Here is a 15,847-nt window from a genome sequence, read left to right on the forward strand (position 1 = left end):
GAACGAACTTTCAGAGCGCTGATCATTCCATGCAGGCATATAAAGCCATGAGGCGTCACTCACCCGGCCTTTTCACGAAAACACCCGCCATCGAAAACGATGACGGGTGTTCATGGCGATACGTGAAATGACGTAGGCGTTAGAGGAAGCTACCCAGACCCACTGCGCTCCGTAGACGCGCCATCATCGGTGCAGCTTCATCACGTGCACGCTCGGCACCACGCTTGAGAATGGCCTCGACATGCGCCGGATCTTCCATCAGTGCTACGTAACGCTCACGCGGGTCCTTGAGATGAGCATTGAGGTACTCGAACAGCTCATTCTTGGCATCACCCCAGCCGATACCGGCCGCATACTGCTCACGCATGGCCGCCACTTCCGCCTCGTTGGCGAAGGCCGAGTAGATCTGGAACAGTGAACAGGTGTCCGGATCTTTCGGCTCACCCGGCTCCAGCGAGTTGGTCTTGATCTTGCGCACGCTCTTGAGCAGCTGCTTCTCGGTGCCAAACAACGGGATGGTGTTGTTGTAGCTCTTGGACATCTTGCGACCGTCAAGACCCAGCAGCAGCTGGGATTTCTCGTCAGTCACCGCCTCAGGCATGGTGAAATAGTTGCCCTTGAAGAGGTGATTGAAACGTCCCGCCATGTCGCGGGCCATCTCGATGTGCTGAATCTGATCACGCCCGACCGGCACCTTGTGCGCATTGAACATCAGGATGTCCGCCGCCATCAGCACCGGATAGCTGAACAAGCCCATGCTGATGCCGCGATCCAGCTCATCGATACCACTCTCTTCGTTCTCGGCCACGGCGCCCTTGTAGGCATGCGCACGATTCATCAGTCCCTTGGCGCAGACACAATTGAGCAACCACATCAGTTCCGGAATTTCCGGCACGTCCGACTGGCGATAGAAGATGGCGTTGTCGGTATCCAACCCCAGCGCCAGCCAGGTCGCGGCGATCTCACGACGCGATTCCTGTACGCGCTTGGGGTCCTGACACTTGATCAGGGCATGGAAGTCAGCCAGGAAGTAGAAGGACTGGACCGTCGGGTCCTGACTGGCGTCGATAGCAGGCTTGATAGCGCCAACATAGTTGCCGAGGTGAGGGGTGCCGGTAGTCGTGATGCCGGTAAGAACGCGAGTCTTGGTCATGGATGCACTTCTTGGCCGTCTGTGTCGGAGTAATCTTGCAATGTACGTTGCAACAGAACGCATCGGGGCCACCGCCTCAGACGGGAGCCCCGATGCATGATTGCCATTATCTTACCCCGAGGCGGATAGCCTCCGTAAGGCCTACCCCTCGCCCTGCCTTATGCCCTGGTCGCATTCGAGGGCCTGGTATGCAAGTCCCTCTCTTTAATCTCAAGCCTTGCCCCCGCCTCCCTCCACTAGCCTTTTCTCAGCGCCTCATCCAATGGCGTAACGGGCATATCGAAGGCTTCACCGACTTCCGGCAAGATGAGGTGGCCATCGTGAACATTGAGGCCGCCAGCAAAGTGACGATCTTCACTTAACACCTTGCGGAAGCCACCATTGGCGAGGCGTACGACATACGGAAGCGTGGCACTGGTGAGGGCCTGAGTCGATGTGCGCGATACGGCGCCGGGCATGTTGGCCACGCAGTAGTGAACGATGCCATCGACCAGATAGGTGGAGTCAGCATGCGTGGTCGGTCGGCTGGTCTCGAAGCAGCCACCCTGATCAATGGCAACATCCACCAGTACCGCACCGGGCGTCATGTTACGCAGGTGCTCACGTCGTATCAGCTTGGGCGCTGCGGCACCGGGGACCAATACCGCACCAATGATGAGCACCGAGTGGCGTATCGCCTCGTCCAATGCTTCAGAGGTGGAATATACGGTACGAATCTGGCCCTGATAACGATGGTCCAGCGTCTCGAGGCGTGCGAGTGATGTATCGAGAATCACCACTTCAGCACCCAGCCCCAATGCCATGCGCGCGGCATTCTCGCCCACTACGCCACCGCCGATGACTGTCACGCGGGCCGGGGCAACACCAGGCACACCCGGCAACAGCACACCCAACCCGCCCTGCGCCTTCTCCAATGCATGCGCGCCGGCCTGAATCGCCATACGCCCAGCAACACGACTCATCGGGGCCAGTAGCGGCAAGCCGCCAGCAGGGTCCGTCACCGTTTCGTAGGCAATCGCGGTGACGCCACTGGCCAACAGGCCCTCGGTCAGCTCGCGAGCGGCAGCCAGATGTAGATAGGTGAAGAGCGTCTGACCCTTGGATAGTCGCGCCACCTCGTCAGGCTGAGGCTCCTTGACCTTGAGGATCAACTCAGCCGCAGCAAAGATACGCTCAACGTCTGATTCAAGCCGCGCACCGACACCTTGATACTCGGCATCACTGTAGCCGCTGCCCTCCCCGGAGCCACACTCGACAGTCACCTCGTGCCCATGAGCGATCAGCTCACGTACCCCCGCGGGGGTGAGTGCGACGCGATACTCATGGTTCTTGATTTCCTTCGGCACGGCGATCTGCATGGCGAATTCCTTGTGCTGCTGGTGAAGTGCTGCTGGCGGAGTGCTGCTGGTCAAGTAATACGCATTGCACGCAATACCCTTTAAGCACAGCAGACATGACGCTGACTCGCCAGCCAGATACCAGTGGCTTCCACCAAATCACACCACCTTTACAGAACAATGGATGCAAATTTGGCGACTAGGCAGATTCCTCACTCACCAGCGCCTCGCCATAGCACTCACGATAGGCAGCTGGCATACGCCGGGCGCGTCCACTGGAGAGCTCTATACACACAAAGCGTGTCCGCGCAGCGAGCAACGACACCCCATCACTGCAACGGCGCAATTGAAAGCGTCGCGTCAGGCTCAGTCGCCCATCACAGTCCACCAACCAGGTCGCCAGCATCAGCGTCTCACCGAGACGGGCACTGGCCAGATAGTCGATCTCATGCCGATGAATGGCCATCGCGCGATCCTGCTCACGGTAGTGATCAAGTCCTAGCCCGAGCGCTTCGGAATGCGCCCAGCTGACCTGCTCCAGCCAGCGGACATACTCCACATTGTTGACATGCCCATAGCCGTCCAGGGACTCCTGGGCCACCGTGATCGGCAGTAGAAATGGACGAGGCAATGCCCAGCCGGGAGAAGCCGCGTTCAACTCGTCGGACGTTGCCAAGGCCTCGGCAGTCGGCCCATCATGCGGCAAGCTCATGCGACAAACTCCGAATCAGTGCTCGTGTCGGTAGCATGGCCATCCGGTGGAGCACCCACATCGATGGGTGCGCTGGCACCACAGGCCCAGCATTCGCTGAAGCTTCCTTCGAGGCATTCACCACAGGCACACTGCCAATCCGGCTGGGCAGGCGCTGACTCGATACGTGCCAGCAGTTGCTGGGCGCGCGATAGATTATGCTCAGCCACCCATAGCTGCGGCTCGCAATCATGTACCGGAAGCTCACCTGCCGCCGCACCAAGCAGGCGGTTGCGCAGTTCACAGGGAATGCCCTCGCTCTCCAGCAGATTGCGCCAATGATCGATGAGCACGAGGTTATGGTGAGATGTTAGTCGTCTATACATGCCCTCAGATTACCAGAGTCCCGGAAGGACGAAAGCCATAAACGACAGCGCCGCCCCGAAGGGCGGCGCTGTTACAGCCATGACGTCAGCGCTGAGCACTGATCAATCACGATGCTTAGTCACGATACACGCGCAGGCCGAGTGCCTTGAGATAGGACGTCTCGGGGATCGACGGGTGCACCGGGTGATCACTGCCTTGATGGCCCTGGAAGATGACCTGGCCGTGTCGATCCTGGTGACGTACAGCGCCACGCACGACATCCATCAGGCGATCCGGTGCCAGATGCATGGAGCAGGAACCTGACATCAGCAGGCCGTCACGGCCCAACAGGCGCATGGCTTCACGGTTCAGGCGCGCATAGGCACGCTCGCCGTTGGTGATGTCCTTGCGCTTGCGGATGAAGGCCGGCGGATCAACGATGATCACGTCAAACTGCTCGCTTTCAGCACGCAGTGCCGCCATGGCTTCGAAGACATCGCCTTCCGCAGTGGAAACACGGTCTTCGACGCCATTGAGCACGGCATTGTCAGAAACGCGTTGCAATGCGGCGGCAGAAGAGTCGACACACAGCACTTCGCTGGCGCCATGTGCAGCAGCCTGCACGCCCCAACCACCGACGTAGCTGAACAGATCCAGGACGCGCTTGCCCTTCACCTGACGGTTGAGCCACGCACGGTTGTCGCGGTGATCATAGAACCAGCCGGTTTTCTGGCCATCGAGTACCGGCGCGGTGAACTTGACGCCGTTCTCTTCCAGCATGACGTCGTCCGGTAGTTCGCCGTAGACGACTTCGACGCTGCGATCGAGTTGTTCCTGACGACGGCCACTGGAATCGTTCTTGAACACGATAGCCGTCGGCTTGACGACCTTCAGCAGCGCATCGACGATCACTTCCGCCAGACGCTCCATACCGAAGGTATTGAGCTGACAGACCAGCACGTCACCAAAACGGTCAACGACCAGACCCGGCAGCAGGTCACCTTCACCATGAACCAGGCGATAGTAAGGCTTGTCGTAGAGGCTCTCACGCAGGGCCAGCGCCTGATTGAAGCGATGCACCAGCAACGAGCGGTCGAGACACTGTTCTGGGTCGCGCGACACGATACGCGCGCAGATCAGCGAGTTCGGGTTGACGTACGCCACCCCCATCGCACGACCATTGCTGGCCTCGATGATCGCTTGAGCACCCGGCTCGAAATTCTTGATCGGCGTTTCGGCGATGTCGACTTCATTGGAGTACAGCCACAGATGGCCAGCCTTGAGGCGGCGATCAGCATTCTTTTTCAGGCGCAGACGTTCAGTCACGGTAAATATCCAGAAAGCAGAGGAAGGGGACAGGACGACGACAGGACGCGCCCGAACGGGCCTATTCTAGTCGTCATGGCGGCCCCGGTCACGGAAGGGCCCCCGGTCAAGCAGTGGACTAGTGCTGGCAGTAAGGGCAAAAGCAGCTTGCCCGCTGGCCAAGCACCAGACTCATGATCTCGTGGCCGCATTCGCGACAGGGCTCGCCACCACGTCCATAGACATTGAGACGCTGGGCAAAGTAGCCCGGTTTGCCGTCGCCGCCAACGAAGTCACGCAGGGTCGTTCCGCCCTGCTCAATAGCCGCTGCCAACACCGTACTTGCCGATGTGACTAGCCGTCCGCACTCCTCACGGGTGACGTCACCTGCAGGTCGACGCGGATCGATGCCGGCCGAGAACAACGCTTCACTCGCGTAGATGTTACCGACACCGACCACGTTGGCGTTATCCATCAGGAACGGTTTGATCGCGACACGGCGGCGGCGCGAACGCGTAAAGAGATACTCGCCGGTAAATGCGTCAGACAGTGGCTCCGGCCCCAGTCGGCTCAACCGGATATCGGCATATGGGTCACCGCGCACGAAATCCACGAAGCCAAAGCGACGCGGGTCGTGATAGCGCAGTATCTGTCCGTTGCCCAGCACCACATCTACGTGGTCGTGAGTACGCGGCGGAGTGCCCAGCGGCACCAACCTGAGGCTACCCGACATCCCGAGATGCCAGAGTAGATGGCCCTCGGCGATAGGCAGCAACAGGTACTTGGCACGCCGAGACAATTCGCCAAAGCGATGCCCGACCAACCATTCAGCAAGCTCTCCCGGGACAGGGGTACGCAGACGTGGCTGACGCACGATCACCTCAGTGACCTCCTGGCCCTCGACCAGCGGTGCGATACCGCGGCGAGTCGTCTCGACTTCTGGCAATTCGGGCATACTTCGTCCTCGACTTACGACCAAACGCACAACAGGGTGGCGGCCAGTGCCGACACCCTGTTGCAGGAGATGCCCTATCGGGCAGCATCCAGATACTCGAAAACCCGGTCAGGACCGGGTTTTCGAGGGTTCCGACAGCACGCTGACGGGAAACAAGATCACTTGATCTTGGATTCCTTGTACATCACGTGCTTGCGAACAACCGGATCGTACTTCTTGAATTCAAGCTTGTCCGGAGTGTTACGCTTGTTCTTGTCGGTGGTGTAGAAGTGACCGGTACCGGCACTTGACACCAATTTGATCTTGTCACGCATTTTCAGTTTCCTTCCACATTCGCATTCACCGAACGGATGAGAGCTTCGCTCTCGGTCCGGTTGCCATGGCTACAAGGGCTGTCTTCTAAAATTTAGAAGCGCTCGCCACGTGCAGTGAGGTCCTTGAGGACTTCGTCGATACCCTTCTTGTCAATGATGCGCATGCCCTTGGTAGAGACACGCAGCTTGACGAAGCGCTGCTGGGATTCAACCCAGAAACGGTGGGAGTGCAGGTTCGGCAGGAACCGGCGACGAGTCTTGCGCTGGGAGTGAGAAACATTGTTACCAGTCACCGGGCGCTTGCCGGTAACCTGACATACTTTGGACATTGGAGCCTCCAACCGCTGCGTTGGCTAAGTTGTTCAAAACCTGTCGGGCAAACCGGAAGTGGCAGGCGCCGCCTCATGCCCTGATTTCAAAGTGTGTTACGTCCGTTCCGGAAGACAAGCTTCAGGGTACTGGAACGTGCAGGCGCAGCATTTTACCCGAAGAGGAACGCGAAAGCACGCCCAAGACGGATTTTTTTCGCCAACACGCCCGTGCCCGAAGTGTCACATCGGTACAGCCGCTTGCTTAGCCGAACGCTTCACTCAGCCAATGTCGGCCAGAGTGGTCGCGAATTCTGTGGTGGGTGATACGGGAGGCGCAACATTACCACAACCAGTGCCCTGTTTTGCAATCCCCCCGTGCTACAGCATGCCCCTCACGATGCTGGCGAGCTGCCCTTTATAGCCAGCCACGCTCTGCAAAAGAGATGACTTCACCGTCGCCAACGACGAAATGATCCAGCACACGGATATCAAACAAGCCCAATGCCTCTTCCAGTCGTTGAGTGATGCGTCGGTCGGCATCGCTGGGCTCAGCGACGCCCGAGGGATGGTTATGCGCGAGAATCAAGGCACCTGCATTGAGTGCCAGCGCACGCTTTACCACTTCACGCGGATAGACAGCGGCGGCATCCAGCGTGCCGGTAAAGAGCGTCTCAAAGCGTATGACGCGATGCTGACTATCAAGAAAGAGTGCCGCAAAGACCTCATGCGGTAGATCCCGTAGATGTGACGACAGATAGCGCCTCACGAGTACGGGCGACGTCAGCGCGGCCCCCCGCATCAACAGACTTTCCAGGTGACGACGCGACAGCTCAAGCGAGGCCTGCAGCTGGACATACTTGGCATCACCAAGGCCTCGGGCGGAGCAAAACTCCTCTCGCGTCGCCTCCAATAACGGTCTAAGACCACCAAAGGTGGTCAATAGGTCACGCGCCAGATCCACGGCAGAGCGCCCCTTGATACCGACTCGCAAGAATATTGCCAACAACTCGGCATCCGACAGCGCAGCAGCACCCAGCGACATCAACTTCTCGCGCGGGCGCTCCCCAATCGGCCACTCTCGAATCCCCATGCTTCACCTCTTCCGCGTCGTCTGAAATACGGCTTGAGAATCGGCGTCCAGCGCTAGCGCTGATGTACGCTTCGTACCAGCCAAGACCCATCGTTAAGAATGAGAAGCGTGGTGACTCAAAGCCATGCCTGCCACTGACACTCTCAACGCTTGTCGCTTCAACGCTAGCCTTGGAAATCAGGATGGCATGTCAGTAAATGCACTCGTGGTAGACGCCGCACCCCGTCGGAGACGCTACGCAAGGTTGCGTCGCGGTGATATGGTAGAGAGCAGACTCGAGAGCTTCGACATCGACGAATCAGGGACGCAGGACATATCATGCACTCACTTGCTGGACGGCATATTCTACTAGGCATTAGCGGTGGCATTGCGGCTTACAAGGCCGCCATTCTCACCCGTCTTTTGAAAAAGGCCGGTTGTGACGTGCGTGTTGCCATGACGGAGGGAGCCCAGGCCTTTATTACGCCACTGACCCTGCAGGCACTGTCGGGCAATCCCGTGCATACCTCGCTACTCGACCCCGAGGCAGAAGCCGGCATGGGGCATATCGAGCTGGCGCGCTGGGCAGAGGTCATACTCATCGCTCCCGCCACTGCCGACCTGATGGCGCGGCTGGCCCACGGCCATGCCGATGACCTGCTGACCACGCTGTGCCTGGCCAATAGCGCATGCTGGGTGATGGCTCCGGCGATGAATCAGGCCATGTGGGCGCACCCCGCCACCCAGCGCAATGCCCGCCAGCTTGAGTCAGATGGCTGGACACTGCTCGGTCCTGACAGTGGCGAGCAAGCCTGCGGTGATGTTGGCGCAGGACGCATGCTGGAGCCGGAAGCCATCTTCAGTGCTCTGAGCACCTTGATGGACGAGCTGCCAGCCCTTGCACCTGCCGGAAACGTACTGCCCGCTGCAGGTCTGACAGTCACCATCACGGCAGGCCCGACTCGTGAGGCGCTCGATCCCGTCCGCTACCTGAGCAATCATAGCTCCGGCAAGATGGGCTATGCGCTGGCAACAGAGGCCATCGCATTGGGTGCCAAGGTGCGCCTGATCAGCGGCCCTGTTGCACTGCCAACACCAGAAGGCGTAGAGCGTATCGACGTGGAGTCTGCACTCGAGATGCAGACAGCAGCCGAGGGGGCACTCGATGACAGTGACATCTTTATCGGTTGCGCCGCCGTCGCTGACTTCCGGCCTGCCGAGATCGCCACCCATAAGCTCAAGAAGCAAGCTGGCGAAGCGCAGATGCACGTCGTGCTGACGCGCAACCCCGATATCATCGCTGGCATTGCCAGCCACAGCCACGAACGTCGCATGGCCGGACAACCATCACCACTGGTAGTGGGCTTTGCTGCCGAAACGCGCGATGTCATCTGCTACGCTCGCGACAAGCTGACGCGCAAGCGCCTGGACATGATTGTGGCCAATGATGTCAGTACACCGGGGCTCGGCTTCGGCAGCGATTCCAATGCCGCCACATTGCTGTGGCACGAGCACGATACGATCGCGCAGCAGGCTATCGATGCCTGCCCAAAATTGGCGCTGGCGCGTGAGATATTGCTCCGCGCGCTGACGCTTCATCACCGCAAGACAGACATCGGCCCCCGAAAGCGACGTTGAGTGTGACGCTATCGCGGTGACCTCACCTGCTACCATTAACGACCAGGACATACCTTGATGACCCGCCCCCGGCTCGAACTCAAGATTATCGACGAGCGCGTTCGCGACTATCCGTTACCGCATCACGCCACTCCCGGCAGTGCCGGGATGGATCTACGCGCCCTGCTCGATGCGCCGCTGACACTGGCACCCGGTGCCTGCGAACTGGTGCGCACTGGCCTGGCGATTCACATCGCCGACCCAGCACTGGCCGGCATGATCCTCCCGCGCTCCGGCTTGGGTCATAAGCACGGCATCGTACTGGGTAATCTGGTCGGCTTGATCGATTCCGACTACCAGGGCGAGCTGATGATTTCGGTCTGGAACCGCGGCACCAGTGAGTTCGTACTAGAACCCGGCGAGCGACTGGCACAGTACGTGCTAGTACCTGTCGTACAGGCCGAGCTGGTTGAGGTTACGGAATTCAAGGCCAGTGAGCGCGGCGAGGGTGGCTTTGGCCATTCGGGTCGCCACTGAGCCTCACACATTCGCGCCATTCACCACAGGCCAGCAAGCCGGCCTCGCTGCTTCAATGATTGATTCAACCGACAGGGATGCACCATGAGTCAGGTACCCGCTTCAATTTTTCGCGCCTACGACATCCGTGGGATCGTAGATGAAACCCTTACAGAAGATGGCGTACGCGCTATTGGGCAGTCCATCGGTAGCGAAGCTGCCGCGCGCGGTGAATCTACCGTCGTGGTCGCCCGTGACGGTCGCCTCTCCGGCCCACGTCTTTCCAAGGCATTGATTGCGGGCCTGCGTGACGCCGGTCGCGATGTCATCGACATCGGCATGGTGCCGACGCCGGTGCTTTACTACGCCACCCATATTCTGGAAGGCACTCGTTCAGGCGTAATGCTGACAGGCAGCCACAATCCGGCCAATTACAACGGATTGAAGATCGTACTGGCAGGCGAGACGCTGTCTGGTGACGCCATCACCGATCTGTACCGTCGCCTCACGGAAAATGATCTGAGCCAAGGCGAAGGCAGCCTGCGCGAAGAAGACGTTCGTGAGCGCTACCTGGATCAGATCACCGGTGATGTGGTCGTCAAGCGTCCGCTCAAGGCCGTGGTCGACTGCGGTAACGGCGTAGCGGGCGAAATGGGACCGGAGCTGATCCGCCGCCTTGGCGTTGACACCATCGCGCTGTTCGACGAGATCGACGGCAACTTCCCGAATCACCATCCGGATCCGGGCAAGCCGGAAAACCTCCAGGACCTGATTGCCAAGGTGAAGGAGACCGGTGCTGACATCGGCCTGGCTTTCGATGGCGACGGCGATCGCCTGGGCGTCGTCACGCCCAAGGGCGAAATCCTGTATCCGGATCGTCTCATGATGGCCTTGTCGGAAGATCTGATCGAACGCGTCCCGGGCGCGCGCATCATCTTTGACGTCAAGTGCACGGGCAATCTGGCCACCGTGATCGAGAAAGCCGGTGGCACGCCGGAAATGTGGCGCACGGGTCACTCTCTCATCAAGGCGCGAATGAAGGAAACTGGCGCAGCGCTGGCTGGTGAGATGAGCGGCCACATCTTCTTCAAGGAGCGCTGGTTCGGCTTTGATGACGGCCTCTATGGCGCAGCGCGTCTGCTGGAAATTCTCGCCAAACAGGACGTGGACGCTGACACCTTCTTTGATCGTTACCCCCAGGACCTCGGCACCCCTGAGATCAATGTCGAGGTGACCGACGAGACCAAGTTCGCTATCGTCGAGCGTCTTGCACGTGAGGGCGATTTCGGCACTGACGGCGTCAAGACCACTCTCGACGGCATCCGTGTCGACTACGCCGATGGCTGGGGCCTGTGCCGCGCATCCAACACCACGCCGGTGCTGGTGCTGCGCTTTGAAGGCAAGTCAGAGGAAGCGCTCGAGCGTATCAAGGACAGCTTCCGTGTCGCGCTCAAGCAGGCAGAACCCAGCATCGTGGCCCCCTTCTGATCTGATCAGCACACGATGTATCAGCGCCCCAGCATGCGCTGATGCGCGGCATGCAAGCGCAACATGATGGAATGGATAGCAGGTGCGGCGATGGGAAGATCCCGGCGCCGCACCTGCTTGTCCGCTGACAGTTTCCGGAGACAATTTCCGGACCTATTTTCTGTGGAGTGATACGCTGATGAGCCACGCCAACCGCGACCCGCATCAGGTGGTCGAGGTCCTGTCCGAAGCCCTGCCTTATATCCAGCAGTTCTCCGGCAAGACTGTGGTGGTCAAGTACGGCGGCAACGCCATGACCGAAGAAGCCCTGATCAACTCCTTTGCACGTGACATGGTGCTGATGAAGGAAGTCGGCATCAATCCGGTGGTCGTGCACGGCGGCGGCCCTCAGATCGGCGCTTTACTGGCCAAGCTCAACATCGAATCACGCTTTGTTGATGGCATGCGCGTCACTGATGCCGAGACAATGGATGTAGTCGAGATGGTACTCGGCGGCCTGGTCAACAAGGGTATCGTCAATCTGATCAATCAGTGCGGCGGCAAGGCCATCGGCCTGACCGGCAAGGACAATAGCCAGATTCGTGCACGTCAGCTCAAGGTCAGCGGCCATATGCCGGGCATGAATGCTTCTGAAATCATCGACATTGGTCATGTTGGTGAAGTGGAGCACATCTCTACTGATCTGATCGAATTGCTGACGCGCAATGACTTCATTCCGGTCATCGCACCGATTGGTGTCGATGCGCAAGGTCGTAGCTACAACATCAATGCTGACCTCGTGGCAGGCAAGGTCGCCGAAGCACTGGGCGCCGAGAAGCTGATGCTGCTGACCAACGTGGCGGGCCTTTTGAATGCTGAAGGCGAAGTGATGACCGGCCTGACAACGGAGGCGGTAGATGCGCTCATCGAAGATGGCACCATCTATGGCGGCATGCTTCCCAAGATCAGCTGTGCTCTGGATGCCGTGAAACAAGGCGTTCGTAGTGCGCACATCATCGACGGTCGTGTGCCGCATGCCACCTTGCTGGAAATCTTCACGAATGCCGGGGTTGGCACGCTGATCAGCAATGCCGAGGCAGAGACTGGCACTGCATAAAGAGCCTAAGCTGGGGCATGCCCCAGTGTTTCGCGCGAGGCAGCCACAACACGCCTCAGGACACGGACCCGCCCATAGCACATCGCTACAGGCCGCGAGAAACGACAAGATCCCATGACGCAGGCGAATCCAAAACAATCACGTCGCGAACAGATCCTCCAGGCACTCGCTTTGATGCTGGAAGAGGACAGCGGCAAACGCATCACTACCGCAGCACTGGCACGTCAGGTCGGCGTATCAGAGGCAGCACTTTATCGTCATTTTCCCAGCAAGGCGCGAATGTTCGAGGGGCTGATCGAGTTCATCGAGACCACCCTGTTCGAGCGTATTGCGCTGATCCTTCAAGACAACGACACTGCTCATGCTCGGGTGCATCACATCCTGAGCTTGCTGCTGGGCTTTGCCGAGAAGAATCCGGGTCTATGCCGATTGCTCAACGGCGATGCGCTTACCGGTGAGACGGCACGCCTCCGCGTGCGCATGGCGCAGCTGTTCGAGCGTCTCGAAACGCAGCTCAAGCAGGTATTGCGTGAAGCCGAGCCTCGTGAGGGACTACGGCCGGCCATCACTGTCACAGCAGCTGCCAATCTGCTGCTGGCCTGTGCAGAAGGCCGTATCGGTCAGTATGTGCGTAGCGATTATCGCAAACGTCCGACCGAGCATTGGGAAGACCAGTGGATGCTGCTGAGCCGCGATCTACTGCTGAGCAGTCAGGAACGTATCGCTGTTTAACAGCGTCCGCCCCTGACAACGCATGAAAAAGCCCCATCGGCAGTAGCCGATGGGGCTTTTTTACCTCGAGCATCTCTTCAGACAGGGCTCTCATCATCCCTACAACATGCATCCAAGACGCGCGCCAGTATCAGTCATGAAGTGGCATGTCAGTTCGGTGTCGCGTAACGCTCGACAATGGCTTCCGCTGACATCGGTCGCGCCAGCAAGAAGCCCTGATAGGAATCACAGCCCAGACGCTTCAGACCTTCGAGCTGCGCCTCAGTCTCGACACCCTCTGCCACAATCTCATGCCCCAGCGAATGACCCAGGCTGATGATGGCCCCTAGCAGCTGAGTCGCCTGATGATTGGGGCAACGACTGTCACTGCCGGCCTCCACAACCGCATCCATCTTCATGACGAAACTTCGATCTACCTTGAGCACATCCAGCGGTAACGATGAAAGATAGGAGAGCGAGGAATAACCTTGCCCGAAATCATCCAGCGCCACTCTGACTCCCAGTTCACGCAGTGCATTCAATACAGCAAGCCCGCCTTCCATGTCTTGAATCAGTAGCGTCTCGGTCACCTCAACCTCCAATCGCGTCGGTGCGAGATTCTGGCTTTCCAGTACGCTGATCACCTCATGCTCATAACCGGAAGTCAGCTGACGTGCCGAGAGATTGACGGCCATACGCGGCATGTGAAGTCCCGCATCCTCCCAGCGCACCATCTGGGCACAGGCTTCTTCCAGCACAAAGCGTCCGAGTCGGAAAATCAGACCCGTTTCCTCTGCCAATGGAATGAATTGCGCGGGAGAGATCATACCCAGCTCCGGATGCTGCCAGCGCAGCAGCGCCTCGACACCCAGCAACTCACCCTCGGCATTCAGTTGTGGCTGGTAGTGAAGGTATAACTGGTCACGATCGATGGCTTGACGCAGGTCCTGCTCCAACGTCATGCGTGACGCAACATGCTTGTCCAGTGACGACTCCCAGCACAACGCATGATCTCCGCGCGACTTGGCGTGATAAAGCGCAACATCGGCATTCAACATCAGCGCCTGTGCATCGCCACCCGCTTCTGCCAGCGCATACCCTGCCGTCAGGCTGATGATCAGCGGCCGCCCCAGAATCGTAAACGGACGCTCAATCTTCTGCTGAATGTCTTCCACTATCTGCGCCGGATGCTCATTGCCATGTGGAAAATAGAGGCCGAACTCATCAGCCCCAAGCCGCGCCACCAATCCGCCAGGAGGCAACAGGCGACGCAAACGCTCACCCATCGACACCAGCAGCTGATCGCCGGCCTCGTGGCCTAGCCCATCATTGACGGTGGAGAAGCGATCAATATCGGCGTAGATCATCAACCCGCCGACCGCGACATTCTCACTTGCCGCCGCCATGAAGGCCTTACGATTGTGGAGCCCGGTCAAGGCGTCATGACGTGCGAGAAAGTCGAGCTGGCGCTCGGATTCTTTATGGGCGCTGATGTCGAGCAACAAGCCCTCCCAGTAGCGCACTCCGTCGTCGCCTTCAATCATCACGCTACGCTCCAATACCCAGCGCTCGTGGTCAGCGATGATTCTGAACACCTGCTCCTGGCGCATCTGCGCGCACATCGCCCAGTGACGCGCCGTACTGACGGCCTGACGATCGTCTTGATGGATCAGCTCGGACAGCGTGACCCCAGCGCCCACCAGTGACTCGGCAGAACGCCCGAAAATTTCCGCTGCACCGCTACTGATAAACGTCAGTACACCGGTATTGACCTCAATGCGGTACACCACGCCCGGCAGATTATCCATCAGGGTCACCAGCGTGCGCGAGCGCGCCGTCATGGATTCCAGCGCTCCCTCAAGCTCATCATCTCGCTCACTACGCTGGCGTTCAGCACGCACCACGACAACGAGGAGAACCATCAGGAAGATACCGCCCAACAATAGACCGAACCAGGTACGCTGCCACCAGAACCACCATAGAGTGGACACTGGCTGACTCACCACGCTGAACAGTTTCAATGGGGCGATATAGCTGCCCGCCGCCATCCGCGCCTGCCCATCAAACCCCGGCACATGATAACGACGCACACCGCGCTCAGAGATGTACTTGCCCATATTGGCAAGCGAAGACAGCGGGAGCTTTCCGGCTACACCAAGCGCATGCTCTTGAGGGCTGGAAAACAACAGCAAGCCGTTGGTAGAAAACAAGCGTAACCGCTGCCCGTGATCAGCACCGGGATTGGCCAACAGACTACGAGACTCGGCGAAGTCCAGGCAGCCGACGATCAGCCATGACATACCATCGATCTTCATATGCCGATAAAACGGTATGCCTGGCTGCCCGGAAGCCAGCGGCAGCGCCGACCCAAACAGCAAGCTGCTACGACCGGGCAATGCTTGCGCCTCGGCCTGAGAAAGCTGCCAACTGCAGCTGCGCCCGACGCCAATCTGATGCAGGCTGCTTCCGCGGTAATCAGCGAAGGGCACCACCATCAAGGACACTAGCGCGGGGTGCCGTCCCAGTGCACTATCAAGCGAGCCACGCCATTGCTCATCAGTCTCTCCACGCAGCACGCGTTCCAGCACCAACATCTCGCGAGCGACATCCGAGATCAGCTGCTCGGTAGAGATATGCAGCTGAGTATCCAGGGTTTCTAGCCTGCGCATTTCCTGCTCGCGCACATCAAACCATTGGCTGGCCAGATAAAGCCCCCCCAGCACCACCAGCAAGGCGGCATTGATTCCAAAAATCCGCCAGAGCGAATGTGTGCCACCGTCACGGCGAGTAGTCGGGTCCACAGGGCCACCATCAATAAAATGATATATGTCGCAATGTGACAGAATGAAACATTATGTTGCACTGTTCAACTGCTAACTACAGAAGTACCAACATCTACTTTGCCTCAACTAAGAAGC

Annotated in this window: 15 protein-coding genes; 5 read left to right on the top strand and 10 right to left on the bottom strand. The window is 58.8% G+C overall.

Annotated features, from left to right (window positions below; translation table 11 throughout):
• Nucleotides 1-139: 139 nt before the first annotated feature.
• The 9 genes from GQR90_RS15845 to radC form a co-directional block, all read right to left on the bottom strand.
• Nucleotides 140-1,153 (bottom strand): tryptophan--tRNA ligase, encoded by a 1,014-nt coding sequence (locus GQR90_RS15845; RefSeq protein WP_158774941.1) that lies wholly within the window; start codon nt 1,151-1,153, stop codon nt 140-142.
• 236 nt (nt 1,154-1,389) lie between these two features.
• Nucleotides 1,390-2,511: an alanine dehydrogenase gene (gene ald, locus GQR90_RS15850; RefSeq protein ID WP_158775614.1), complete on the bottom strand. Its 1,122-nt coding sequence runs from the start codon at nt 2,509-2,511 to the stop codon at nt 1,390-1,392.
• Nucleotides 2,512-2,689: 178 nt separating this feature from the next.
• Nucleotides 2,690-3,202 (bottom strand): acyl-CoA thioesterase, encoded by a 513-nt coding sequence (locus GQR90_RS15855; protein ID WP_158774942.1) that lies wholly within the window; start codon nt 3,200-3,202, stop codon nt 2,690-2,692.
• Complete coding sequence (locus GQR90_RS15860) at nt 3,199-3,567, bottom strand: putative signal transducing protein (protein WP_158774943.1); 369 nt, start codon at nt 3,565-3,567, stop codon at nt 3,199-3,201. Before GQR90_RS15860 ends, GQR90_RS15855 begins: the two co-directional genes overlap by 4 nt.
• A 115-nt stretch (nt 3,568-3,682) precedes the next feature.
• A complete protein-coding gene (locus tag GQR90_RS15865; RefSeq protein ID WP_158774944.1) occupies nt 3,683-4,873 on the bottom strand; it encodes a class I SAM-dependent rRNA methyltransferase in 1,191 nt (396 codons plus the stop codon).
• A gap of 118 nt (nt 4,874-4,991) precedes the next feature.
• Nucleotides 4,992-5,807: a bifunctional DNA-formamidopyrimidine glycosylase/DNA-(apurinic or apyrimidinic site) lyase gene (gene mutM / locus GQR90_RS15870; RefSeq protein ID WP_158774945.1), complete on the bottom strand. Its 816-nt coding sequence runs from the start codon at nt 5,805-5,807 to the stop codon at nt 4,992-4,994.
• Nucleotides 5,808-5,965: 158 nt separating this feature from the next.
• The gene (gene rpmG, locus GQR90_RS15875; RefSeq protein ID WP_024951224.1) at nt 5,966-6,121 is read right to left on the bottom strand and encodes a 50S ribosomal protein L33; all 156 of its coding nucleotides are present in this window, start codon (nt 6,119-6,121) and stop codon (nt 5,966-5,968) included.
• A 92-nt stretch (nt 6,122-6,213) separates the two neighbouring features.
• The gene (gene rpmB / locus GQR90_RS15880; protein ID WP_158774946.1) at nt 6,214-6,450 is read right to left on the bottom strand and encodes a 50S ribosomal protein L28; all 237 of its coding nucleotides are present in this window, start codon (nt 6,448-6,450) and stop codon (nt 6,214-6,216) included.
• 397 nt (nt 6,451-6,847) lie between these two features.
• On the bottom strand, nt 6,848-7,522 hold the full coding sequence (gene radC / locus GQR90_RS15885; protein ID WP_158774947.1) for a RadC family protein: 675 nt from the start codon (nt 7,520-7,522) through the stop codon (nt 6,848-6,850).
• Nucleotides 7,523-7,840: 318 nt separating this feature from the next.
• On the opposite strand from radC, the gene coaBC reads away from it, so the two are divergent.
• The 5 genes from coaBC to slmA all read left to right on the top strand — a co-directional run bounded on the left by coaBC (nt 7,841) and on the right by slmA (nt 12,950).
• A complete protein-coding gene (gene coaBC, locus GQR90_RS15890) occupies nt 7,841-9,139 on the top strand; it encodes a bifunctional phosphopantothenoylcysteine decarboxylase/phosphopantothenate--cysteine ligase CoaBC (protein ID WP_158774948.1) in 1,299 nt (432 codons plus the stop codon).
• A 57-nt stretch (nt 9,140-9,196) separates the two neighbouring features.
• A complete protein-coding gene (dut, locus tag GQR90_RS15895; RefSeq protein WP_158774949.1) occupies nt 9,197-9,655 on the top strand; it encodes a dUTP diphosphatase in 459 nt (152 codons plus the stop codon).
• 84 nt (nt 9,656-9,739) lie between these two features.
• Nucleotides 9,740-11,122 carry a phosphomannomutase/phosphoglucomutase gene (locus GQR90_RS15900; RefSeq protein WP_158774950.1) on the top strand — a complete coding sequence of 461 codons (1,383 nt, stop codon included), beginning with the start codon at nt 9,740-9,742 and terminating at the stop codon, nt 11,120-11,122.
• A gap of 178 nt (nt 11,123-11,300) precedes the next feature.
• A complete protein-coding gene (gene argB, locus GQR90_RS15905) occupies nt 11,301-12,218 on the top strand; it encodes an acetylglutamate kinase (protein ID WP_158774951.1) in 918 nt (305 codons plus the stop codon).
• Between the two features lie 114 nt (nt 12,219-12,332).
• The gene (gene slmA, locus GQR90_RS15910) at nt 12,333-12,950 is read left to right on the top strand and encodes a nucleoid occlusion factor SlmA (protein WP_024951218.1); all 618 of its coding nucleotides are present in this window, start codon (nt 12,333-12,335) and stop codon (nt 12,948-12,950) included.
• Nucleotides 12,951-13,099: 149 nt separating this feature from the next.
• Here the strand turns inward: slmA and GQR90_RS15915 are convergent, their stop codons facing one another.
• Nucleotides 13,100-15,730, bottom strand: a complete 2,631-nt coding sequence (locus tag GQR90_RS15915; protein ID WP_158774952.1) for a putative bifunctional diguanylate cyclase/phosphodiesterase — start codon at nt 15,728-15,730, stop codon at nt 13,100-13,102.
• Nucleotides 15,731-15,847: the final 117 nt, after the last annotated feature.

This window comes from Cobetia sp. L2A1 (assembly GCF_009796845.1).
Lineage (GTDB): Bacteria > Pseudomonadota > Gammaproteobacteria > Pseudomonadales > Halomonadaceae > Cobetia.